This window comes from Streptomyces sp. NPDC090021 (genome assembly GCF_044748225.1).
In the GTDB taxonomy this organism is placed as follows: Bacteria; Actinomycetota; Actinomycetes; order Streptomycetales; family Streptomycetaceae; genus Streptomyces.
Window position 1 is genome coordinate 244,913 of sequence record NZ_JBIVFO010000001.1, and the last position, 20,398, is coordinate 265,310.

Below are 20,398 nucleotides of genomic sequence, written 5' to 3' on the forward strand. Positions count from 1 at the left end.
GTACAGGGCGAGCATCGTTGCCCGCCCGAAGTCCTGGAGTGATGCCCGGCGGACACGGGATCGAAACCGCCGAGTAACGGACTACTTATGTTGCGTACCGCATAGTGTCTCACTCCGGGGGCGGTCAGCCTATGGCTGCGCCGATCCAGGTTCCCAGGATGTACGTCACACCGGCCGCCGCGCCACCGAGGAGCAGCTGGCGCAGGCCGCTGTACCACCACGACCGGGCGGTGACCCGGGCGACGACCGCGCCGCAGGCGAAGAGCCCGGCCAGCGCGAGCAGCACCGCCGGCCACAGGGCTGTGGCGCCGAGCAGGTAGGGCAGTACGGGCAGCAGCGCGCCCAGCGCAAACGACCCGAAGGACGAGACCGCGGCGACCGTCGGCGACGGCAGGTCGTCGGGGTCGATGCCGAGCTCCTCGCGGGCGTGGATCTCCAGCGCCTGCTCGGGGTCGCGGGACAGCTGCATGGCGACCTCGCGGGCGAGCGCCGGCTCGACGCCGCGGGAGACGTAGAGCTCGGCCAGCTCCTCCATCTCGTCGACGGGGTGCTTGCGCAGCTGCTGCCGCTCGATGTCGAGTTCGGCGAGGACCAGTTCGCGCTGCGAGGCCACGGAGGTGTATTCACCGGCGGCCATCGAGAAGGCTCCGGCGGCGAGTCCGGCGAGGCCCGTGATGACGATGGTCTGCGGGGCGACGGCACCGCCGGCCACGCCGGTCATGAGGGCGAGGTTGGAGACGAGCCCGTCCATCGCACCGAAGACGGCCGGCCGCAGCCATCCACCGTTGACGTCGCGGTGGGTGTGGTTGTCGCGGTGCGCGGTGTGCAGCGACGCTTCGATGTCGATGATGGACATGCCCGGTGCCTCCCCTTGTCTCCCCATGGGTGCGAACGGACGCCATGACGCGTCCCGCTCCCTCCGAACACCTCGAAACTACGCACGATTTTCGTGGCCCGCCAGCAAGGAAGGCCGTACTTACCTGCGGTTTTACGCCTCGGCGACCGGGTGATGCCGGACTTCCCGGGGTGTTTCGCGGCGCGCGACAAACCGGATGACGTGGAACAAATCCCCCAAGGGCCCATGATGGGCCCCATCCGAGCGGGAGAGGCGCGCCAATGGAGCCGGTGAAGCAGATTGCATGCAATCCGCAGGTCCTCCTCGAACGGGCCAGGGGCGCTCTTCTGGGGCTCGCGGTGGGCGACGCGCTCGGCGCCCCCGCGGAGAACATGAAACCGTCGGAGATCCGGGCGAGATGGGGCCGCATCGAGGGCTTCGTGTCGCAGGACCCGGCCGGGACGGACGACACCGAGTACGCGATCTTCTCGGGGCTGCTCCTGGCCCGCCACGGCTCGGCGCTCACCGTCAACCACGTCGAACGGGCCTGGCACCACTGGATCGCGGACCTCGACGAAGGCCCCTTCCGGGGCGCCGGCTTCTCGGAGCGCGGCACGCTGGAGAACCTCCGCCGGGGCCTTGCGGCCCCCATCTCCGCCCAGCACCGGCACGCCTGGTCGGACGGACTGGCCATGCGGGCCGCACCGTTCGGCGTCTTCGCGGCGGGACGGCCCGCCGAGGCGGCGCGGCTCGTCGCCATCGACGGCACGGTCAGCCACGACGGCGAGGGCATCTACGGCGGCCAGGCGGTCGCAGCGGGCGTGGCGGCGGCCATGGCGGGCGGCAGCCCGGCGTCCGTGGTCTCCGCCGCGCTCTCGGTGATCCCGTCCGACTCGTGGACGGCCCGCTCCCTGCGCCGGGCGGTCACCGCCGCCCCGCGCGGGGAACGGGCGGTGCGCTCGGCGGTGGTCATCGGCGGCTATCCGTGGACGGACCTGGCTCCGGAGGCGGTGGGCCTCGCCTTCGGCGCCTTCGCCGCCTGCGGCGGGGACTTCGCCCCCTCCGTGCTCAGCGCCGTGAACATGGGCCGCGACGCGGACACCACGGCCGCGGTGGCGGGCGCCCTGGCCGGTGCGATGTCGGGGGCGGCGGCGATCCCCGACGCGTGGGGCTCGGCCATCGGCCCGGTGCGCGGCAGCTGCCTCCCGTCGATGCGGGGCTACCACGTCCTGGACATCGCGGACCTCCTCACCCCGGAATACGAGGCCCCCCGATGACCGTCCACTCCCCCGACGAAGCCAACCCGTCCGCCGCGGCTCCCGCGACGACGGCCCCCGAGCCGCCCACCCGCCCCCGGCCCGCGGGCGCGCGGCCACAGCCTCTGCCGCCCACCCGGGAGACGGCCCTCACGGAGGGCGCGCCGACCGACCGCGCCGACCGGGACCCAGCGGCCCGGGGGGCCGTAACGGCCGACCCGGCCACGCCGGCCCGTGGGCCGGAAGCCCAGCCGCAGGCCGCACCGACGGGCCCGGGGACAGGCGCACGGCTGCAACCCCTTCCAGCCGGGCCCGCGGCGCGGGCGGACGGCCCGCTGCGGGCCGTGATCCGGGCCGGATCACGGCCCGGCGAGGCACTGACCGGGCCGGCCGTGGAGGACCGGCGCCCCATCGAGGGGCTCCTCCTCGGGCTCGCCGCAGGCGACGCGGCGGGCTGGCCCGCGGCCCGCCACCGCGCCAGCCGGATGCCCGAGTGGACCCGCCGCCTCACCCGCGAGCTCGACACCTTCGCCGAGCAGAACGCCACCACCACCCTCCCCGTGCCCATCGCCCTCAACCAGCCCCCCGAGCCGCTGCGCCTCGGCCCGTCCGACGACGCCGAATGGGCCGCCTTCGTGGCCGAGTCCGTCCTCACGGCCGCCGGGGTCCTCCTCAGCGACCTCTCCCGGTCCCGCCGCATGCGCGCCGCCATCGACCTCGCCTGGAACGCCCTCGCCTCCGAGGTCGCCGCCGCCGCGGAACGCGCCCCCGAGGTCGAGTCCGCCGTACTCCCCCTCCGCGCCCGCATCTCCGTACGCGCCGGCCTCGGCAATCTCGCCACCGGGCTGCGCCCGCCCGCCACCGGCCACGACAACCCGCACTACTTCGACGACGCCGCCTGCGTCCGCGCCTGCGTCCTCGCCGTCGTCCACCCCGGCGACGCGAAGGCCGCCGCCGACCTCGCCGAGTTCGACGCCCGCTACACCCAGGACGGCGACGGCGTGCACGGCGCCCGCGCCATGGCTGCCGCCGTCGCCACCGCCCTCACCACCGCGGACGTCGACGCGGCCGTGGACGCCGCACTCGCCCTGCTCCCCGGGGCCACCGAGATCGGCCGCAACGCCCGACACGCCGTCGAACTGGCCCGCGCCCACGCGGACGGCGGCGCGTTCGCCATCGTCCCGACCCTCGAACACGAAATCGTGGACCACGTGTACAGCTACGGCATCGCCGCCGCCGAGACCGTCCCCGTGGCCCTCGCCCTCGCGACCGCCGCCCGCGGCAGGACGGCCGAGGCCGTACCGGCCGCCGCCTGCCTGTCCCGCGTCGCGGACTCCGCCCCCGCCCTCGCCGGCGCGCTCACCGGCGCCATCGGCGGCGGCGACTCGATCCCCGCCGCCTGGCGCGAGGCCTGCCGCACCCTCTCCGGCTGCGCCCTGCCCCGCCTCGCCGGCACCGACCTCGTGGAACTCGCCGCGCTCCTCGCACGCACGGAACTCACCTCACCCAAGGGATGATTCGGACATGACGCTCACGTTGGAGGACCGGGCCTGCGGGGCCCTCGTCGGCGCCGCCGTCGGCGACGCGCTCGGCGGCCCGGTCGAGGGCTGGACCCCGGACCAGATCGTCGAACGGCACGGCGGCCGCGTCCACGGCATCGTCGGCCCGTGGCACGAGAACTGGCGCACCGCCCGCCCCATCGCCCCGTACCACAAGGGCGACGGACACGTCACGGACGACACTCTGATGACGCACGCGCTGGTACGGGTCTACGAGGCGGTACGCGACCACCTCGACGCGTACGCCGTCGCCGAGCACCTGGTGCCCGACCTGATGTCCGTCCCGCGCTGGATCCCCGAACTGGAGGCCGAGGCACTGCCGTTGCATCGGATCTTCCTCGCGGAGAAGTGGATGGTGACCCGCCTGCACTACGCGCACGCGGACCCGCGCGAGGCCGGCACCGGCAACATCGTCAACTGCGGCGCGGCCATGTACATGGCTCCGGTGGGCATCGCCAACGCGGGCAACCCGGCGGGCGCCTACGCGGAGGCCCTCGACATCGCCGGCGCGCACCAGTCGTCGTACGGGCGGGAGGCGGCGGGCGTGTTCGCGGCGGCCGTGGCGGCGGCTTGCGTGCCGGGGGCGACGGCCGCCTCGGTGGTGGAGGCGGCCCTGTCCCTGGCCAAGGACGGCACCCGCGCGGCGATCTCGGCCGTCTGCGAAGTCGCTTCCGGACACCGGGACTTCGAGTCGGCGCTGGCCCCGCTGCGGGCGGCGGTGGCTCCGTACGACTCGGTCGGCCCGGACTACCGCAACCCGTCGCTGGACGCCCGCCGCCCGTCCCGGCTCCACGCCATCGAAGAGCTGCCGATCGCGCTCGGAATGCTGCTCGTGGCGGACGGACGGTACGACGCGGCCGTGCTCGGCGCGGTCAACTACGGGCGCGACTGCGACTCCATCGCCACCATGGCGGGGGCGATCGCCGGGGCTCTGGGCGGCGAGGCCGCGGTCCCGGCGGTCTGGGCGAAGCAGGTCGCCGAGGCCAGCCGCCTCGACCTGCAGGCCCCGGCCGTCGCGCTGGCCGCCGTGGCCCGGGAGATCTTCACCCGCGACCGGGCCCGCCGCCGCGCCCACGAATCGGCCTTCGCCGAGATCGCAACCCCCCGATGACCCCCGCCCCGACGAACCCCGGCCCCGCCGCCCCCACGGGTCCGGCCCCGACCCGCCCGCACGCCCGCACCACCGCGGCACCGTCGCACGCGACCGCGGGGCCGACGGCCGCCCGCCCGGTGACCGCCCCCGCCCCCACGGGCCCCGACCCGACCCACCGCAACGCCCACGGCGCCGCAGCGCCGTCCCAGGCGGCCCCCGCAGCCCACGCGGGGACGGCCCCCGGGTCGAGCGGCGCCGCCGCGACCGCCGCTCCGGCCCCCGAACGGCCCGACGTACGGTCGGCGGGAACGCCGCAGGCGGCCGACCGGCCCGACGGGCCCGGCCCCGGGCCGGCCGACGGCGTGCGCCTGACCTGGACACAGCCCGAAGATCTCATCGGGCACGAGCTGCGCCAGGCGGCCGAGGACGGCCGGGACCCTGGCCCCGCCCTGCGGGCCTGGTCCGCCGCAGGCGGCCACCCGGCGCCGGAGCGCGCCGGGGCGTCCGCCACCCCGGCTCCCCCGCACCTGCGTACGCTGGCGACCCGCCTGCTGGACGAACTGGCCCTCCTCCCCTCCCCGCTGTCCGCCGACGAGCCCACCTCCTGGGCCGCCATCGTGGCGGCCTGCCCACCCGTGGTCCACGTGCCGCAGGCCCACCCGAAAGCCGCACCCGGGGCGCAGCCCGGCCACGCCCACACCGGCCCCGGCCGCGTGGCCGCCGGCCCGGGTGGAGACGGCCGGTCGGGCGGGGAGGGCTTGCGGGAGCGGCTGGAGGCCGCGTGGGTCGGCCGGGCCGTCGGGTGTCTCCTCGGCAAGCCCGTCGAGAAGCTGCCGCTCGACGGCATCCGAGCCCTCGCCCGCGCCGCAGGCAACTGGCCGCTGGACGACTGGTTCACCGCACGCGGCGTCCCGCCCGAGCTGCTGGCCGCCCACCCCTGGAACCGCCGCTCCGCCCCCACCTCGCTCGCCGAGAACATCGACGGCATGCCCGAGGACGACGACCTCAACCACCCCCTCCTCGGCCTCCACCTGCTCCAGCGCCACGGCAAGGCCTTCACCACCGCCGACGTCGCCCGCCTGTGGCTCGACGAGCTGCCCGCCGGGCGTACGTTCACCGCCGAGCGGATCGCCTACCGCAACCTCCTCCTCGGGCTGGAACCCCCCGCCACCGCAACCCACCACAACCCCTTCCGGGAGTGGATCGGCGCCCTCATCCGGGCCGACGTCCACGGCTGGACCAACCCCGGCGACCCGGCCGCCGCCGCGGCCCAGGCGTACCGGGACGCCGCCCTGACCCACACCGGCAACGGCGTCTACGCCGCCCTCTTCGTCGCCGCCGCCACCGCCGAGGCCGCCACCGGCCGCGTCGACGTGCACACCGCGCTGCGCACCGGGCTGGCCGCCGTACCGCCCCGCTCCCGCCTCGCCGAAGCCGTCCGCTTCGGACTCCGCACGGCCGCCGGGGAAACCGACTTCGACGTCGTCGTCGACCGGCTGCACGCCCGCTACGGCCACTACCACTGGGTCCACGCCGTCCCGAACACCGCCCTGATCGCCGCCGCCCTGACCCACGCCGACGGCGACTTCACCCGCTCCGTCTGCCGTGCCGTCTCCGGCGGCTGGGACACGGACTCCAACGGGGCCACCGCCGGAGCCCTCGCCGGACTGCTCACCGGATCACCGCAGCGGATCCCGCACCGCTGGACCGCCCCCCTCAAGAACCGCCTCGCCACCACCGTCCCCGGCTTCGACGGCATCGGCTTCGACACCCTCGCCCACCTCACCGCACAGGAGGCAGCACGCTCATGACGGCCATCGCCGTGCTCGGCAGCACCAACATGGACCTCGTCGCCTACGTCCCCAAGGCCCCCCTCCCCGGGGAGACGGTCACCGGCCGCGCGCTGCGGACCGTCCCCGGCGGCAAGGGCGCCAACCAGGCCGTCGCCGCCGCCCGCTCCGGCGGGAAGGTGGTGATGATCGGCGCGGTCGGCGCCGACGAGTTCGGCGTACGGCTGCGCTCCGCGCTCACCGCGGCCGGCGTCGAGACGGCGGCCCTGCGCACCGTCGAGGGCGCGAGCGGCACCGCGCACATCACCGTGGACGACGAGGGCGGCAACCGCATCGTCGTCATCCCCGGTGCGAACGGCAGCGTCACCGGCCTGGAAGCGGGTGACGAGGCCCGGATCGCCGCCACCGGCACCCTGCTCCTCCAGCTCGAACTGCCCATGCCCGCCGTACTCGCCGGAGCCCGCGCGGCCCGCGCGCACGGCGTCCGTACGGTGCTCACCCCGGCCCCCGCCCAGCCGCTGCCCGCCGGACTCCTCGCCGCCACCGACCTCCTCGTGCCCAACGAGCACGAGGCGGCCGCCCTGACCGGCCTGACCGACCCCCGGCAGGCCGCCGAGGCACTGCTGGCCACCGTGCCGGAGGTGGTGATCACCCTCGGCGCGGCCGGAGTCCTCTACGCGGCACGCGGCCGGGACCCGCTGAGCGTGCCCGCGCCCCGGGTCCGGGCCGTGGACACCACCGCGGCCGGGGACACCTTCGTCGGCGCGCTGGCCGTGGCCCTGGGCGAGGGCCGCCCGATGCCGGAGGCGCTGCGCTGGGCCTCGGCGGCCGCCGCGCTCTCCGTGCAGCGCCACGGCGCCCAGGACTCGATGCCGACCCGCTCCGAGACCGACGCCTTCGCCCTGGCCGGATGGCAGGCGGACCACCGCCCCGACGAGGCCGACACCGGAGCCACCTCATGACCCCCGCCGAACCCGACACCGCACCGGGACAATCCCCCACCAACCCCACCGAACCCGACACCGCACCGAGACGATCCCCGTCCAACCCCGCGGAACCCGGCACCGTACCGGGACGGTCCCCCTCCAACCCCGCCGGACCAGGCACCGTACCGGGACGATCCCCGTCCAACCCCGCGGAACCCGGCACCGTACCGGGACGGTCCCCCTCCAACCCCGCCGGACCAGGCACCGTACCGGGACGGTGCCCTTCCGACCCGGCCGGGGCCGGGTGTGTGCCGGGGCGATCCCCGCAGGGCGCCGAACGCACCGCCGCCGCGCTTTCCGGCCCCGAGAACCGTTCGGCGCCCGAGGAGACGCCCCGGCGCGCGCCCGGCCCCACCGAAGCCACCCCGGCCCCGGCCGAAGCCACCGGCACGGAACCCACAGCCACCGCCACCGGCACCGGCACCGGAACCGCCAAACCCGTCAACGCCCGGCCAGGGCAGACGCACGGACACGGACCCGGACCCGGACAGGGCCCCCTCCGCGGCCTCCGGGTGCTCGACCTCGCGACCCTCTTCGCCGGCCCCCTCGCCGCGACCCTGCTCGGCGACTTCGGCGCCGACGTCGTCAAGGTCGAGCACCCGTCCGTCCCCGACCCCTCCCGCGGCCACGGCCCGGCCAAGGACGGCATCGGCCTGTGGTGGAAGCTGCTCGGCCGGAACAAGCGGACCATCACCCTCGACCTGTCCACCCCCGGCGGCCGGGACACCCTGCTGCGGCTCGCCGCCACCGCCGACGTCGTCGTCGAGAACTTCCGCCCCGGCACCCTGGAGAAGTGGGGCCTGGGCTGGCCCGAGCTGTCCGCCGCCAACCCGCGCCTGATCCTGGCCCGCGTCACGGCCTTCGGCCAGCAGGGCCCGTACGCCCACCGTCCCGGCTTCGGCACCCTGGCCGAAGCCATGAGCGGCTTCGCCGCGGTCACCGGGGAGCCGGAGGGCCCGCCGACCCTGCCGCCCTTCGGGCTCGCCGACTCGATCGCCGCGCTGACCTGCGCATACGCCGTCATGACGGCGCTCGCCGGACGGGACCGCACCGGGCACGGCCAGGTGGTGGACCTGGCCATCATCGAGCCGATCCTCACCGTGCTCGGCCCGCAACCGCTCTGGTACGACCAGCTGGGCCACGTCCAGCCGCGCACGGGGAACCGCTCCGCCAACAACGCCCCCCGCAACACCTACCGCAGCGCCGACGGCCGCTGGCTGGCGGTCTCGGCCTCCGCGCGATCCATCGCCGAGCGGGTGATGCGGCTGGTCGGCCGACCGGATCTGATCGCCGAACCCTGGTTCGCCACCGGTGCCGGGCGGGCCCGGCACGCCGACGTCATCGACGACGCGGTCGGCGGCTGGATCGCCCGCCACAAGGCGGAGGAGGTCGTCTGCGCCTTCGAGGAGGCCGAGGCGGCCGTCGCGCCGGTCTACGACGTCCGCGACGTGATGACGGATCCGCAGTTCGCGGCCCTCGACACGGTGACCGAGGTCGACGATCCGGAGCTCGGGCCCCTGCGGATGCAGAACATCCTCTTCCGGCTGTCCGAGACCCCCGGCGGGATCCGCTGGGCGGGCCGCCCGCACGGCGCGAACACGACGGAGGTTCTGGCCGAGCTCGGACTGACCGGGGCGGAGATCACCGCGCTGCGCACCGAGGGGGCCCTGTGATCCTCACCTGGCTCTACGCGCCCGGCGACCGCCCGGCGGTGGTCGCCAAGGCGCTGGGGTGCGGGGCGGACGCCGTCATCGTCGACCTGGAGGACGCGGTGGCGGCCTCCCGCAAGGAGTACGCCCGCGCCGCCACCGTCGAGCTGCTCACCGAGCGGCCGCCGGTCCCGGTCCACGTCCGCGTGAACGCCCTCGGCTCCCCGTGGGGAGGTGCGGATCTCGCCGCGCTCGCGGGGCTCCGCGGTCTCGCGGGGCTGCGACTGCCCAAGATCAGCGCACCGGAGCAGATCTCCGCGGCCGCGGACCGCACGGGCGGAGTGGTCCTCCATGCCCTGCTGGAGTCGGCGCTGGGCGTGGAGCGCGCGTACGAGATCGCCCGCGCGCACCCCGCCCTGCACGGACTCTCCCTCGGCGAGGCGGACCTGCGGGCGGACCTGGCGGCCGGCGCGGAGGAGGGCCTGGACTGGTGCCGCTCCCGGGTGGTGGTCGCGGCGCGCGCCGCCGGGCTGGCGCCGCCGTCCCAGTCGGTGTTCCCGGACATCCGGGACCTGGAGGCACTGGCGGTCTCCTGCGCCCGCGGCCGGTCCCTCGGCTTCCTCGGCCGGGCGGCCATCCACCCGCGCCAGCTCCCGGTGATCGAGCGTGCCTATCTCCCGGCGCCCGAGGAGGTGACCGCCGCATCGGACGTGCTCAGCGCGGCGCGGGCCGCGCCGGGGGCGCTGGCGCTGCCCGACGGACGGTTCGTGGATCCGGCCGTCGTGGCGTCGGCCCACCGCACGCTTGCGCTCGCCGCGCGGGCGGCGGTCCACTGAGCCCTTGCGCCCGCCGCGCGGCGACCGGCCGACACCCGGGCACCCGGACACCCGGACACCCAGAGACACCCCGACAGCCCGCAGCCACGAGGCGGCCGACGCGAGAAGGGGGTGCCGCGTCGTGCGGGCACCCCCTTCTCGACCGCTCCCGCGGTCAGGACTTGTCGGCCTCCGGGGCCTCGGCGTCCGCGGCGTGCTTGCGCAGGTCCGCCTTGACGGCGCCCTGGGCGAGGGCCGGCGCGGAGTCCTTCGGACCGGCGTCGACCGCCTTCACCGCTGCCTTGCCCACGGCCTTGGCGTCGGCCTTGGCCTCGACGGCAGCCGTGCCCTCCTTGGCGTCCTTGCCGCCCTCACCGCCGGAGGCAGCCGGCTCGACGACCTCCTCACGGCCCGGCCGCAGCTTCGCCGAGAGGACGAAGTAGAGCACCGCGAGCACGAAGACGACGATCGAGGTCCAGACGTTCAGCCGCAGGCCCAGGATGTGGTGCGCCTCGTCGACCCGCATGTACTCGATCCAGCTGCGGCCGACGCAGTACGCGGCGACGTACAGGGCGAAGGCCCGACCGTGGCCCAGCTTGAAGCGGCGGTCGGCCCAGATCACCAGGAGGGCCACGCCGATGCACCACAGCGACTCGTACAGGAACGTCGGGTGGTAGGTCCCGGCGTCCCGGTTCGGGCCGGCGCTGATCTCCACCGCCCAGGGAAGGTCGGTGGCCCGCCCGTAGAGCTCCTGGTTGAACCAGTTGCCCCAGCGTCCGAAGGCCTGGGCCAGGGCGATGCCGGGGGCCAGGGCGTCGGCCCAGGCGGGCAGGGGGATGCCGCGGAGCCGGCAGCCGATCCAGGCTCCCACCGCGCCGAACGCGATCGCGCCCCAGATACCGAGGCCGCCCTCCCAGATCTTGAAGGCGTCGACCCAGTTGCGGCCCTCGCCGAAGTAGAGCTGGTAGTCGGTGATCACGTGGTAGAGGCGACCGCCGACGAGCCCGAACGGCACCGCCCACACGGCGATGTCCGCAACCGTGCCCGGCTTGCCGCCGCGGGCGACCCAGCGCTTGTTGCCGAGCCAGACGGCGACGAAGACGCCGATGATGATGCAGAACGCGTAGCCGCGGAGCGGGATCGGTCCGAGATGGATCACGCCGGTCGACGGACTGGGGATGTAAGCAATGTCCATGGCAGACCTGACGCTACCCTGCCGGACGGTGCGTACCGCAACCCGCCCGGCAGGGTCGAAACCAAATCCACACATGGATCGGCGGAAGTCAGCCCCCCGAGGGCCCGCTCCCGACCCCGCTCCCGGCCCCGTTCCCGGCCTCGGAACCGGACCCGTTGCCTGACCCGGACCCGGACCCGGACCCGTTCGCGGAGCTCTTCGAAGCCGTCCTGGAGGCCGAGGGCGAGGCCGAGGCCTTCGCCTCGCCCTTCCCGGCGCCCTTCCCGGTGTCCTTCTCGCCCGCCCCGTCCCCGGAGCCCTTCGCGCCGGCTCCGCCCGAGCCCGTGGCGCCGGCCTCCACCTTCGCCTTCAGCTTCTGCGGGGTCAGCGGGTCGGCCTGGTCGGAGAAGATGTCCTTGCCGTCGAGCAGCACCGTCGGCGTCCCGCGGAAGTTCCCGGCGGCGAAGGCCTCGTGCGACTTGCCCACCCAGCTGTTGTGCGTGCCGTTCTCGACGCACGCCGTGAACTCGGGGGTCACCAGACCGTCCACCTTGCCCGCCAGCTCCAGCAGCTTGGCGTTCTTGCCGTAGGCGTCGTCGATCTCCTCCGGCTGGTTCTGGAAGAGGACGTCGTGGTATTCGGCGAACTTGCCGGCGTCCTGCGCGCAGGCCGCCGCGTTCGCCCCCTTCAGGGAGCCGCTGCCGCCCATGTTCCCGTCGATGAGCGTCACCAGGTGGTAGTCCACCTTGAGCAGGCCCTTGGCCTCCAGCTCGTGGATGGTGTCCCGGTAGTTGTCCTCGAAGGCCTTGCAGGCGGGGCAGCGGAAGTCCTCCCACACCGTGAGGGTGGCCTTCGCCTCCGGCTTGCCCGTCTGGATGGCGAGAGCGTCCTTGCCGGTGGCGCCGGAGGGGGCGACGACCGGGCCGGCCGAGTCGGACTTGTCGCCCTTGCCGGCGTTGGCCGCGATCACACCCACGACCGTCGCCAGACCCAGGACGCCGACCACCGCCGCCGCCACGATGAGGGTCCGCCGGCGCTTGTCCCGGGTCTTCTGCCGCTCGCGCTCCGCGAGGAGTCGCTCCCGGGCCGATCGTTTCGTCGCATCGCGGTTCGCACCGTCGTTCTTGTCACTCACGCTCCGCCAAACGAAGCAGGGAGGCACTCGCGTGCCTCCCTGCTCGCCATTCCACCCGATCGGACTACAGAACCCGATCGGGTGTCCGTTTTGTCTCAGCTCCTGCGTACGCCTTCCGCAAGCTCGCCCGCCAGCGCCCGTACGGCGTCCAGCCCGGCCGGCAGGTCCGGCGCGTCCAGCAGCAGCTTCACGAAGGCCGAGCCGACGATCACGCCGTCGGCGAAGCCGGCCACCTCCTTGGCCTGGACGGCGTTGGAGACGCCGAGGCCGACGCAGACGGGCAGCTCGGTCGTGGCCCGCGTACGGCGGACCAGGTCCTGGGCCTGGTTGCCGACCGACTCGCGGGTGCCGGTGACGCCCATCAGCGAGGCGGCGTAGACGAAGCCGGAGCCGGCCGCGGTGATGGTGGCGAGACGTTCGTCCTTGCTGCTCGGCGCGACGACGAAGACGGTCGCCAGGCCGTGCTTCCCGGCGTGCTCGCGCCACAGCGCGGACTCCTGGACCGGCAGGTCGGGCAGGATGCAGCCGGCCCCGCCCGCCGCCGCCAGCTCGGCCGTGAACCGCTCGACGCCGTAGCGGTCGATGGGGTTCCAGTAGGTCATCACCAGGACCGGGGCTCCGGTCGCCTCGTGCGCCTCGCGGACCGTGCGGAGCACATCGGCGATCTTGACCCCGCCGCGCAGGGCGATGTCGTCGGCGGTCTGGATGATCGCGCCGTCCAGCACCGGGTCGCTGTGCGGGAGGCCGATCTCGACCACGTCGGCGCCGCCCTCGATGACGGCCTTGACCGCTTCGATGGCGCCGTCGACGGTCGGGAAGCCCGCCGGGAGGTAGGCGACGAGGGCCGCGCGGTCCTCGGACTTCGCCTTGGCGAGGGTGTCGCTCAGCAGCTGGATGTTGCCCGTGGTCACTTCGGCTCCCCCTCGGCGCTCTCGCCGTCGTACAGCCCGAAGTAGCGGGCCGCCGTGTCCATGTCCTTGTCGCCGCGGCCGGACAGGTTGACGACCAGCAGGCCGTCCTTGCCCAGCTCCCTGCCGAGGTCCAGGGCGCCCGCCAGGGCGTGCGCCGACTCGATCGCCGGAATGATGCCCTCGGTACGCGACAGCAGGCGCAGGGCCTGCATCGCGGCGTCGTCGGTGACGGCGCGGTACTCGCCGCGGCCGACGTCCTTGAGGTAGGAGTGCTCCGGGCCGATGCCGGGGTAGTCCAGGCCGGCCGAGATGGAGTACGGCTCGGTGATCTGGCCCTCCTCGTCCTGCAGGACGTAGGAGCGGGAGCCGTGCAGGATGCCGGGCTCGCCTGCGGTCAGGGTCGCCGCGTGCTCGCCGGTCTCGACGCCGTGCCCGGCGGGCTCGAAGCCGACCAGGCGGACGTCCGTGTCCGGGATGAACGCGTGGAAGAGGCCGATGGCGTTGGAGCCGCCGCCGACGCAGGCCGCGACGGCGTCGGGCAGCCGGCCGGCGCGCTCCAGGATCTGGCGGCGGGCCTCGACGCCGATGACGCGGTGGAAGTCGCGGACCATCGCCGGGAAGGGGTGCGGGCCGGCGACCGTGCCGAAGAGGTAGTGGGTGCGGTCCACGTTGGCGACCCAGTCGCGGAACGCCTCGTTGATGGCGTCCTTGAGGGTCCGCGAGCCGGACTTGACCGCGATGACCTCGGCTCCCAGCATGCGCATGCGGGCGACGTTCAGCGCCTGGCGCTGGGTGTCGATCTCGCCCATGTAGATGACGCATTCGAGGCCGAAGAGGGCACAGGCGGTGGCGGTGGCCACGCCGTGCTGGCCGGCGCCGGTCTCGGCGATGACCCGGGTCTTGCCCATGCGCTTGGTGAGCAGCGCCTGGCCCAGCACGTTGTTGATCTTGTGCGAGCCGGTGTGGTTGAGATCCTCGCGCTTGAGGAAGATCCGCGCGCCGCCCGCGTGCCCGGCGAAGCGGGGCACCTCGGTGAGGGCACTGGGGCGGCCGGTGTAGTTGACCATGAGGTCGTTCAGCTCGGCCGCGAAGGACGGGTCGCCCTTGGCCTTCTCGTACTCGACGGCGACCTCGTCCACGGCGGCGACGAGCGCCTCCGGGATGAACTTGCCGCCGAAGTCGCCGAAGTAACCCTCGGCGTTGGGAACGTGACCCTCCGGGTCCGGGATGAAGAACTCGCTGGACATGTCCAGTGCTCCTACGGGTGCGAGATGCGGCGGGTGGTTTCACCGTATTGCGCCGCCTGCCCCCGCCGCGGACACCCCGCTGGGGGATGTCGCGCGTACGGTGCGCAGCGGCCCGCTCCCGGAGCCGGTCGGCCCGGGCAGCAGGCCGTACGGGACCGCCTGCGGCGCGGTACGTCTCGCGTACCGGGCCGCGGCAGCCCTCGTTACGGCGCGCCTGCGCGGCGCCATCGCATGCCGTTGACCTGGCCGGGCTCGGAGCCGATCACGTACCGGACCCGCCGCCCGTGGACGCGCCGGGCCGGGGCGCGGCAGCCGCGGGGGCGGCAGCCGCGCGCCAGGGGCGCGTGCGCCGTCGGCACGCGGTGCGTGCGGACGGACGGGCGGTCATGGGTCATGGGACGGGTCAGCTCCGTCCGTGGCGCAGGGCCGGGTGGGCTCCGGCGGCGACGAGGTCGGCCACGGCCGCCTTCGGGTCGCGGCCGGTCACCAGGGACTCGCCGACGAGGACGGCGTCGGCGCCCTCGTTCGCGTAGGCGATCAGGTCGTGCGGTCCGCGGATTCCGGACTCGGCGACCTTGACGATGTGGGGCGGGATCTCGCCGACGACACGCTCGAAGGTGGAGCGGTCGACCTTGAGGTCCTTGAGGTTGCGGGCGTTGACACCGATGATCTTGGCGCCGGCGGCCACCGCGCGCTCCACCTCCTCCTCGTCGTGGACCTCGACGAGCGGGGTGAGGCCGATGGACTCGGCCCGCTCGATGAGGGAGACGAGGGCCTCCTGCTCCAGGGCCGCGACGATCAGCAGCGCGAGGTCGGCGCCGTAGGCGCGGGCCTCCCACAGCTGGTACGCCGTGACGATGAAGTCCTTGCGCAGGATCGGGATGTCCACGCGGGCGCGGACGGCCTCCAGGTCGGCCAGCGAGCCGCCGAACCGGCGCTGCTCGGTGAGGACGGAGATGACCGCCGCACCGCCCGCCTCGTAGTCCGCGGCGAGCCCGGCCGGATCCGCGATCGCGGCCAGCGCGCCCTTGGAGGGGCTGGAGCGCTTGACCTCGCAGATCACCTTGACGCCGTCGCCGCGCAGGGCCGCGACGCCGTCCTTGGCCTGGGGCGCCTTGGCGGCACGCTCCTTGAGCTCGTCGAGGCTCACGCGGGCCTGCCGTTCGGCAAGGTCTTCGCGGACCCCTTCGATGATCTCGTCGAGCACACTCACGCGAGCGGCCCCCTTCCGGGTCGATGACGGTCGGCCGCCCTGCAGACACGTACCACTGCAAGGTCGGCAATCAAATGGTATCCGGCGGAGGCGTCGCCCTCCGCACTCGGTTGACGGCGTCCCAGTAACTGGACATTCGGAATACGCCCTTCATCCCGGCCGCGGACGGGGCTCAGGGCGCCAGCGCCGACCCGAAAGAGAGATTTCGGACAACGGCGAAGACCAGTACCACCACGCCCACCGCCCACGCGTGGGCGGGACGCAGCACGATCCTCGGGACCGGCCCGCCGCGGAAGGCGCGAACCAGCCACAGGGCCATGAAACCCGCGAAGACGAAGTAGCCGACGACGGCGAGGGCATTCGACCCGAAAGCAGCGGCCAGATCCCCGTGGGCGAACGCGTACGCACTGCGCAGCCCGCCGCAGCCCGGGCACAGGACGCCCGTCAGCCGCAGCAGCGGGCAGACCGGGTAGTGGCCCGGCTCGTTGGGGTCCACGGCGCCCACGTACGCGAACGCCGCACCGACCGCGGCCAGGTAGAGCGCCGGGGCGGCGAGCCGCCTGGCCCGGGACGCCCGCTCGGCGGGCATCGCGGGTGCGGTCGGCCAGGGCTGCTGACCGGGCCCGGCGTCGGGGGTGCTGGAGGCGTCCACCTGCTGATTCTCTCCGCTCACGACAAAAGGCGCAGCCCGGCGGGGCCGCGCCTTTCGGCTCTCTTCCAGGACCGGCGCAGGTGGCGTGCTCAGGCCTTGGCGGGGACCTTGTTCGCGGCGATGACCTCGGCCAGGTCCTTGTGGGCGGCCTTCGGCGCGCCCATGCCCGCGGCCCTCATCGCCAGGCCGACGATACCGCCGAGCGCGACCACGACCATGCCGGCCCAGAAGCCGAGCGGGTTCGCGAGCACCATGAAGGCGCCGGAGACGCAGAAACCGATGAAGGCGATGATGACACCGGTCCAGGCGGCCGGGGTGTGTCCGTGGCTCGTGCCCGCCATGAGTTTGCTCCTCGTTGCTCTGTCGCGCTGCTGGGTCGAACGTGCGGTCTGTGTCGGACGCTCGGTGCCATTGTCCCGCACCGGGCGGCTTCGCCGTCCAGGGGGGTCGGCTCAGCGACCGGGTCGCAGGCCCGGCCGGAGCCGGGTCAGCGGGTCCGGTCGCCGCTCGGACCCGTGGTCGGGTCCTCGCCGCGGTCCAGAGCCTTCCACAGATCTTCCGGCCGGTCCGGATCCACCGCCGCGACGGCCCGCGGACGGGCCCTGCCGTCACGCTCGTAGCGGCCGCCCATCGAGGGCCAGCCACGGCCGAAGCGCAGCGCCAGCAGGCCCGCGGCCAGGATCAGGACCGCTCCGGCGGCCGTGACGTACGGCCACGTGGTCTGCGTCAGGCCGGCCACGTGCGCCGCGCTGTCCGCGGTCGTACGGGCGGCCTTCGCGTCCAGGACGCTGCGGCCGTCGGAGCCGAAGAGGGCCGACAGCGCCGCGCCGAGGCCGCTGAGCGCCAGCAGGCCCGACACCAGCAGCCGGCCCTTGCCGCGTACGGCGAAGACGGCGACCAGGGCGGCCAGGCCGACGATGGCCAGGGCCGCCGGCAGCCCGGTCACGGCCCGCCCGTCGGCACTCAGCTGGAGCGAGTCGCTGCCGATCGCGGCCGTGCCCCGGGCCCAGACCCGGCCGGAGGCGAGCAGTACGACGGTGGCACCGAGCGCGCCGAGCAGCAGGGCGGCGGCCACGCTGCGCCGGCTGCTGCGGTCGTCGGGGCCCACGGGCTCGGCGGAGGCATCGGAACGGGGCGGGGGTACGGCACTCACGTACCCCACTATCCCCTACGCCCTCAGGAGCCGCTCAGGCGGTTCGCCGCTGCCACCGCGCGCAGCACGGCGGAGGCCTTGTTGCGGCACTCGTTGTCCTCCAGCTCGGGCACCGAGTCGGCGACGACGCCCGCTCCGGCCTGCACGTACGCCGTGCCGTCGCGCAGCAGCGCCGTACGGATGGCGATGGCCGTGTCGGAGTCCCCGGCGAAGTCCAGGTAGCCCACGCAGCCGCCGTAGAGGCCCCGGCGGGAGGGCTCCAGCTCCTCGATGATCTGCATGGCGCGCGGCTTGGGCGCCCCGGAGAGGGTGCCGGCCGGGAAGCAGGCGGTCAGCACGTCGAAGGCGGTCTTCCCCTCGGCCACGCGCCCCGTCACGGTGGAGACGATGTGCATGACGTGGGAGTAGCGCTCGATCGACATGAAGTCGACGACCTCCACCGATCCCGGCTCGCAGACCCGCCCGAGGTCGTTGCGGCCCAGGTCGACGAGCATCAGGTGCTCGGCGCGCTCCTTGGGGTCGGCCAGCAGCTCCTCGGCGAGGTCGTTGTCCTCCTGCGGGGTCGCGCCCCGGTGGCGGGTGCCGGCGATGGGGTGGACCATGGCCCGCCCGTCCTCGACCTTGACGAGCGCCTCGGGGCTCGACCCGACCACGTCGAAGCCGTTCTCGAAGCGGAAGAGGTACATGTACGGGGACGGGTTGGTGGCCCGCAGCACCCGGTAGACATCCAGCGCGGAGGCCTCGCAGGAGGTCTCGAACCGCTGCGAGGGCACCACCTGGAAGGCCTCGCCGGCCCGGATCCGCTCCTTGATGTCCTCGACGGCCGCCTGGTACTCCTCGCCGCCCCACAGGGCGGAGAACTCGGGCAGCTCGGAGGCGGGCAGCGGGGCCGGGACGTAGGGCGCGGGCCGGGCCAGGTCCGCCTCCATGGCGTCGAGGCGGGCCACGGCGTCCGCGTACGCCTCGTCCACCCCGGAGTCGAGGTCGTTGTGGTTGATGGCGTTGGCGATGAGCTGGACCGTGCCGTCCCAGTGGTCCAGCACCGCGAGGTCGGAGGTGAGCAGCATCGTCAGCTCGGGCAGCCGGAGGTCGTCGCTGCCGTGCTCGCCGATGCGCTCCAGGCGGCGCACGATGTCGTATCCGAGGTAGCCGACCATGCCGCCGGTGAAGGGCGGCATGCCGCCCGCGAGGTCGCGGGGGGTGTGCAGGGCCTCGACGGTGGCGCGCAGGGCGTCGAGGGGGTCGCCGTCGGTGGGTACGCCGACGGGCGGGGTGCCGATCCAGTGGGCCCGGCCGTCCCGGACGGTCAGGGTCGCGTCGCTGCGGACCCCTACGAAGGAGTACCGCGACCAGGAGCGGCCGTTCTCGGCGGACTCCAGGAGGAAGGTGCCGGGGCGTTCGGCGGCCAGCTTGCGGTACAGCCCGACGGGCGTGTCCCCGTCGGCGAGCAGCTTGCGGCTCACGGGGATGACGCGGCGGTCGGCCGCGAGCTTGCGGAACGTCTCAAGATCCATTGCGTGGGGCCCCTACCTAGTCGGCTGCGCGGAGGAGGACATCTTCGTCGAAGCAGGTGCGGGATCCGGTGTGGCAGGCGGCCCCGACCTGGTCGACCCGGACGAGCACGGTGTCGGCGTCGCAGTCGAGGGCGACGGACTTGACGTGCTGGAAGTGGCCGGACGTATCCCCCTTCACCCAGTACTCCTGACGGCTGCGGGACCAGTACGTGCAGCGGCCGGTGGTCAGGGTGCGGTGCAGGGCCTCGTCGTCCATCCACCCGAGCATGAGCACCTCACCGGTGTCGTACTGCTGGGCGATGGCCGGTACCAGGCCGTCGGCGGAGCGCTTGAGGCGCGCGGCGATGGCGGGATCGAGGTTGCCGGGGCGGGGGGGCGTACTCATGGGGCCATTGTGCCGGGCCCGGATGGGCGTGGTGATCCATGTCCGTCTGATGGGCGGGCGTACGATGCGTTCCGGCCGTAGGCTGGCGCCCATGTCTACCCATGCGAAGCGTGAACGACTGCTGCTGGCGGACCTGTTGGAGGCGGCCGGTCCGGAGGCCCCCACGCTGTGCACCGGCTGGCGGTGCCGCGAGCTGGCGGCACACGTGGTGGTACGGGAGCGGCGGCCGGACGCGGCGGGCGGCCTGCTGCTGAACGTGCTGAAGGGGCGGCTGGACGCGGCGATGGCCGAGTACGCGGCCAAGCCGTACGAGGAGCTCCTCCAGCTGATCCGGACCGGTCCGCCGAGGATGTCGCTGTACGCACTGAAGCAGATCGACGAGGCGGCGAACGCGGTGGAGTTCTACGTCCACGCGGAGGACGTCCGCCGGGCCCAGCCGGACTGGTCGCCGCGGGAGCTGGACCCGGTGTTCTCGGACGCGCTGTGGTCCCGGCTGGAGAGGATGGCCCGGCTGACGGGGCGCCGCTCGCCGGTGGGCCTGGTGCTGAGGCGTCCGAACGGGCAGACGGCGGTGGCGCACAAGGGTGCGCCGGTGGTCACGGTGACGGGCGAGCCGGGGGAACTGACCCTGTTCTGCTTCGGCCGTCAGGCGGCTGCCGCGGTGACGCTGGAGGGCGAGAAGGAGGCCGTCGCCAGGCTGACGACGGCCGAACTGGGCCTCTGACCTCGCCGGTCGGGCCGCCCTTGCCCTGGCCGGGCCGTTGCGGTCGTCCTTGCGGCTGCGGGCCGGTGGCCGCCCTTGCCCTGGCCGGGCGTGTGCGGTTGCCCTGGCCGGGCGGGTGCGGTTGCCCTTGCGGCTGCGGGCCGGTGGCCAGGCTGCCCCAGCTACCGCTGGGAGGTGTGCCCTGGCGGGGGGGTGTGGTCGCTGGGCGGGGTCGGGACGGGGGGTGGGGGCGCGGGGGCGCCCCGGGGGGGGGGGGGGGCGCCGGGGGCCGCCGCCCCGCCCCCCCCCCCCCCCGGGGGGCCCCCCC

The 20,398-nt window shown here is 74.4% G+C and carries 19 protein-coding genes and 1 pseudogene; 8 read left to right on the forward strand and 12 right to left on the reverse strand.

Features of this window, described 5'->3' with window-relative positions:
- Window positions 1–124: 124 nt before the first annotated feature.
- Window positions 125–856 carry a VIT1/CCC1 transporter family protein gene (locus ACIPXC_RS01150; protein WP_401611969.1) on the reverse strand — a complete coding sequence of 244 codons (732 nt, stop codon included), beginning with the start codon at window positions 854–856 and terminating at the stop codon, window positions 125–127.
- Window positions 857–1,116: 260 nt separating this feature from the next.
- Between ACIPXC_RS01150 and ACIPXC_RS01155 the strand changes: the two genes are divergently transcribed.
- The 7 genes from ACIPXC_RS01155 to ACIPXC_RS01185 all read left to right on the forward strand — a co-directional run bounded on the left by ACIPXC_RS01155 (window position 1,117) and on the right by ACIPXC_RS01185 (window position 10,004).
- Window positions 1,117–2,112 carry an ADP-ribosylglycohydrolase family protein gene (locus ACIPXC_RS01155; RefSeq protein WP_401611972.1) on the forward strand — a complete coding sequence of 332 codons (996 nt, stop codon included), beginning with the start codon at window positions 1,117–1,119 and terminating at the stop codon, window positions 2,110–2,112.
- Between the two features lie 323 nt (window positions 2,113–2,435).
- Window positions 2,436–3,608, forward strand: coding sequence for an ADP-ribosylglycohydrolase family protein (locus ACIPXC_RS01160; RefSeq protein ID WP_401611974.1), 1,173 nt, complete (start codon window positions 2,436–2,438; stop codon window positions 3,606–3,608).
- Window positions 3,609–3,615: 7 nt separating this feature from the next.
- Window positions 3,616–4,761 carry an ADP-ribosylglycohydrolase family protein gene (locus ACIPXC_RS01165; protein ID WP_401611977.1) on the forward strand — a complete coding sequence of 382 codons (1,146 nt, stop codon included), beginning with the start codon at window positions 3,616–3,618 and terminating at the stop codon, window positions 4,759–4,761.
- Entirely contained in the window at window positions 4,758–6,554 is a 1,797-nt protein-coding gene (locus tag ACIPXC_RS01170; protein WP_401611979.1) for an ADP-ribosylglycohydrolase family protein, read from the forward strand. The genes ACIPXC_RS01165 and ACIPXC_RS01170 overlap by 4 nt, the downstream gene beginning before the upstream one ends.
- A complete protein-coding gene (rbsK, locus tag ACIPXC_RS01175; RefSeq protein ID WP_401611981.1) occupies window positions 6,551–7,495 on the forward strand; it encodes a ribokinase in 945 nt (314 codons plus the stop codon). The genes ACIPXC_RS01170 and rbsK overlap by 4 nt, the downstream gene beginning before the upstream one ends.
- A 536-nt stretch (window positions 7,496–8,031) precedes the next feature.
- The gene (locus ACIPXC_RS01180; protein WP_401612033.1) at window positions 8,032–9,192 is read left to right on the forward strand and encodes a CaiB/BaiF CoA transferase family protein; all 1,161 of its coding nucleotides are present in this window, start codon (window positions 8,032–8,034) and stop codon (window positions 9,190–9,192) included.
- A complete protein-coding gene (locus ACIPXC_RS01185) occupies window positions 9,189–10,004 on the forward strand; it encodes an HpcH/HpaI aldolase/citrate lyase family protein (protein ID WP_401611983.1) in 816 nt (271 codons plus the stop codon). The genes ACIPXC_RS01180 and ACIPXC_RS01185 overlap by 4 nt, the downstream gene beginning before the upstream one ends.
- Window positions 10,005–10,158: 154 nt before the next feature.
- On the opposite strand, the gene lgt is transcribed toward ACIPXC_RS01185, so the two are convergent.
- From lgt to hisI, 11 genes and pseudogenes are all read right to left on the reverse strand, one after another.
- The gene (gene lgt, locus ACIPXC_RS01190; RefSeq protein WP_401611986.1) at window positions 10,159–11,178 is read right to left on the reverse strand and encodes a prolipoprotein diacylglyceryl transferase; all 1,020 of its coding nucleotides are present in this window, start codon (window positions 11,176–11,178) and stop codon (window positions 10,159–10,161) included.
- 334 nt (window positions 11,179–11,512) lie between these two features.
- A pseudogene (locus ACIPXC_RS01195) lies at window positions 11,513–12,292 on the reverse strand (DsbA family protein); the annotation flags it as partial.
- Window positions 12,293–12,387: 95 nt separating this feature from the next.
- Window positions 12,388–13,203: a tryptophan synthase subunit alpha gene (gene trpA, locus ACIPXC_RS01200; RefSeq protein WP_046775290.1), complete on the reverse strand. Its 816-nt coding sequence runs from the start codon at window positions 13,201–13,203 to the stop codon at window positions 12,388–12,390.
- The gene (gene trpB, locus ACIPXC_RS01205) at window positions 13,200–14,450 is read right to left on the reverse strand and encodes a tryptophan synthase subunit beta (RefSeq protein WP_401611988.1); all 1,251 of its coding nucleotides are present in this window, start codon (window positions 14,448–14,450) and stop codon (window positions 13,200–13,202) included. The genes trpA and trpB overlap by 4 nt, the downstream gene beginning before the upstream one ends.
- A gap of 203 nt (window positions 14,451–14,653) precedes the next feature.
- The gene (gene trpM / locus ACIPXC_RS01210; protein ID WP_401611990.1) at window positions 14,654–14,845 is read right to left on the reverse strand and encodes a tryptophan biosynthesis modulator TrpM; all 192 of its coding nucleotides are present in this window, start codon (window positions 14,843–14,845) and stop codon (window positions 14,654–14,656) included.
- A gap of 8 nt (window positions 14,846–14,853) precedes the next feature.
- Entirely contained in the window at window positions 14,854–15,663 is an 810-nt protein-coding gene (trpC, locus tag ACIPXC_RS01215; protein WP_030032547.1) for an indole-3-glycerol phosphate synthase TrpC, read from the reverse strand.
- Window positions 15,664–15,835: 172 nt separating this feature from the next.
- The gene (locus tag ACIPXC_RS01220; protein ID WP_401611992.1) at window positions 15,836–16,336 is read right to left on the reverse strand and encodes a DUF2752 domain-containing protein; all 501 of its coding nucleotides are present in this window, start codon (window positions 16,334–16,336) and stop codon (window positions 15,836–15,838) included.
- A gap of 68 nt (window positions 16,337–16,404) precedes the next feature.
- Entirely contained in the window at window positions 16,405–16,656 is a 252-nt protein-coding gene (locus ACIPXC_RS01225) for an HGxxPAAW family protein (protein WP_401611994.1), read from the reverse strand.
- Window positions 16,657–16,802: 146 nt separating this feature from the next.
- Window positions 16,803–17,477 (reverse strand): TIGR02234 family membrane protein, encoded by a 675-nt coding sequence (locus ACIPXC_RS01230; RefSeq protein WP_401611996.1) that lies wholly within the window; start codon window positions 17,475–17,477, stop codon window positions 16,803–16,805.
- Between the two features lie 14 nt (window positions 17,478–17,491).
- Window positions 17,492–18,982 (reverse strand): anthranilate synthase component I, encoded by a 1,491-nt coding sequence (locus ACIPXC_RS01235; RefSeq protein WP_401611998.1) that lies wholly within the window; start codon window positions 18,980–18,982, stop codon window positions 17,492–17,494.
- 16 nt (window positions 18,983–18,998) lie between these two features.
- Entirely contained in the window at window positions 18,999–19,367 is a 369-nt protein-coding gene (hisI, locus tag ACIPXC_RS01240) for a phosphoribosyl-AMP cyclohydrolase (RefSeq protein WP_401612000.1), read from the reverse strand.
- Between the two features lie 91 nt (window positions 19,368–19,458).
- Here hisI and ACIPXC_RS01245 point away from each other — a divergent pair, with 91 nt between their 5' ends.
- Window positions 19,459–20,091, forward strand: a complete 633-nt coding sequence (locus ACIPXC_RS01245) for a TIGR03085 family metal-binding protein (RefSeq protein WP_401612002.1) — start codon at window positions 19,459–19,461, stop codon at window positions 20,089–20,091.
- The last annotated feature ends 307 nt before the right edge of the window (window positions 20,092–20,398 follow it).

Excerpts from the sequence above, each read along its gene's own strand:
- ACIPXC_RS01150 (WP_401611969.1), bottom strand. The coding sequence starts at position 856 with ATGTCCATCATCGACATCGAAGCGTCGCTGCACACCGCGCACCGCGAC.
- ACIPXC_RS01155 (WP_401611972.1), top strand. The coding sequence starts at position 1,117 with ATGGAGCCGGTGAAGCAGATTGCATGCAATCCGCAGGTCCTCCTCGAA.
- ACIPXC_RS01165 (WP_401611977.1), top strand. The coding sequence starts at position 3,616 with ATGACGCTCACGTTGGAGGACCGGGCCTGCGGGGCCCTCGTCGGCGCC.
- ACIPXC_RS01170 (WP_401611979.1), top strand. The coding sequence starts at position 4,758 with ATGACCCCCGCCCCGACGAACCCCGGCCCCGCCGCCCCCACGGGTCCG.
- rbsK (WP_401611981.1), top strand. The coding sequence starts at position 6,551 with ATGACGGCCATCGCCGTGCTCGGCAGCACCAACATGGACCTCGTCGCC.
- lgt (WP_401611986.1), bottom strand. The coding sequence starts at position 11,178 with ATGGACATTGCTTACATCCCCAGTCCGTCGACCGGCGTGATCCATCTC.
- trpB (WP_401611988.1), bottom strand. The coding sequence starts at position 14,450 with ATGTCCAGCGAGTTCTTCATCCCGGACCCGGAGGGTCACGTTCCCAAC.
- trpM (WP_401611990.1), bottom strand. The coding sequence starts at position 14,845 with ATGACCCATGACCGCCCGTCCGTCCGCACGCACCGCGTGCCGACGGCG.
- ACIPXC_RS01225 (WP_401611994.1), bottom strand. The coding sequence starts at position 16,656 with ATGGCGGGCACGAGCCACGGACACACCCCGGCCGCCTGGACCGGTGTC.
- ACIPXC_RS01235 (WP_401611998.1), bottom strand. The coding sequence starts at position 18,982 with ATGGATCTTGAGACGTTCCGCAAGCTCGCGGCCGACCGCCGCGTCATC.
- hisI (WP_401612000.1), bottom strand. The coding sequence starts at position 19,367 with ATGAGTACGCCCCCCCGCCCCGGCAACCTCGATCCCGCCATCGCCGCG.
- ACIPXC_RS01245 (WP_401612002.1), top strand. The coding sequence starts at position 19,459 with ATGTCTACCCATGCGAAGCGTGAACGACTGCTGCTGGCGGACCTGTTG.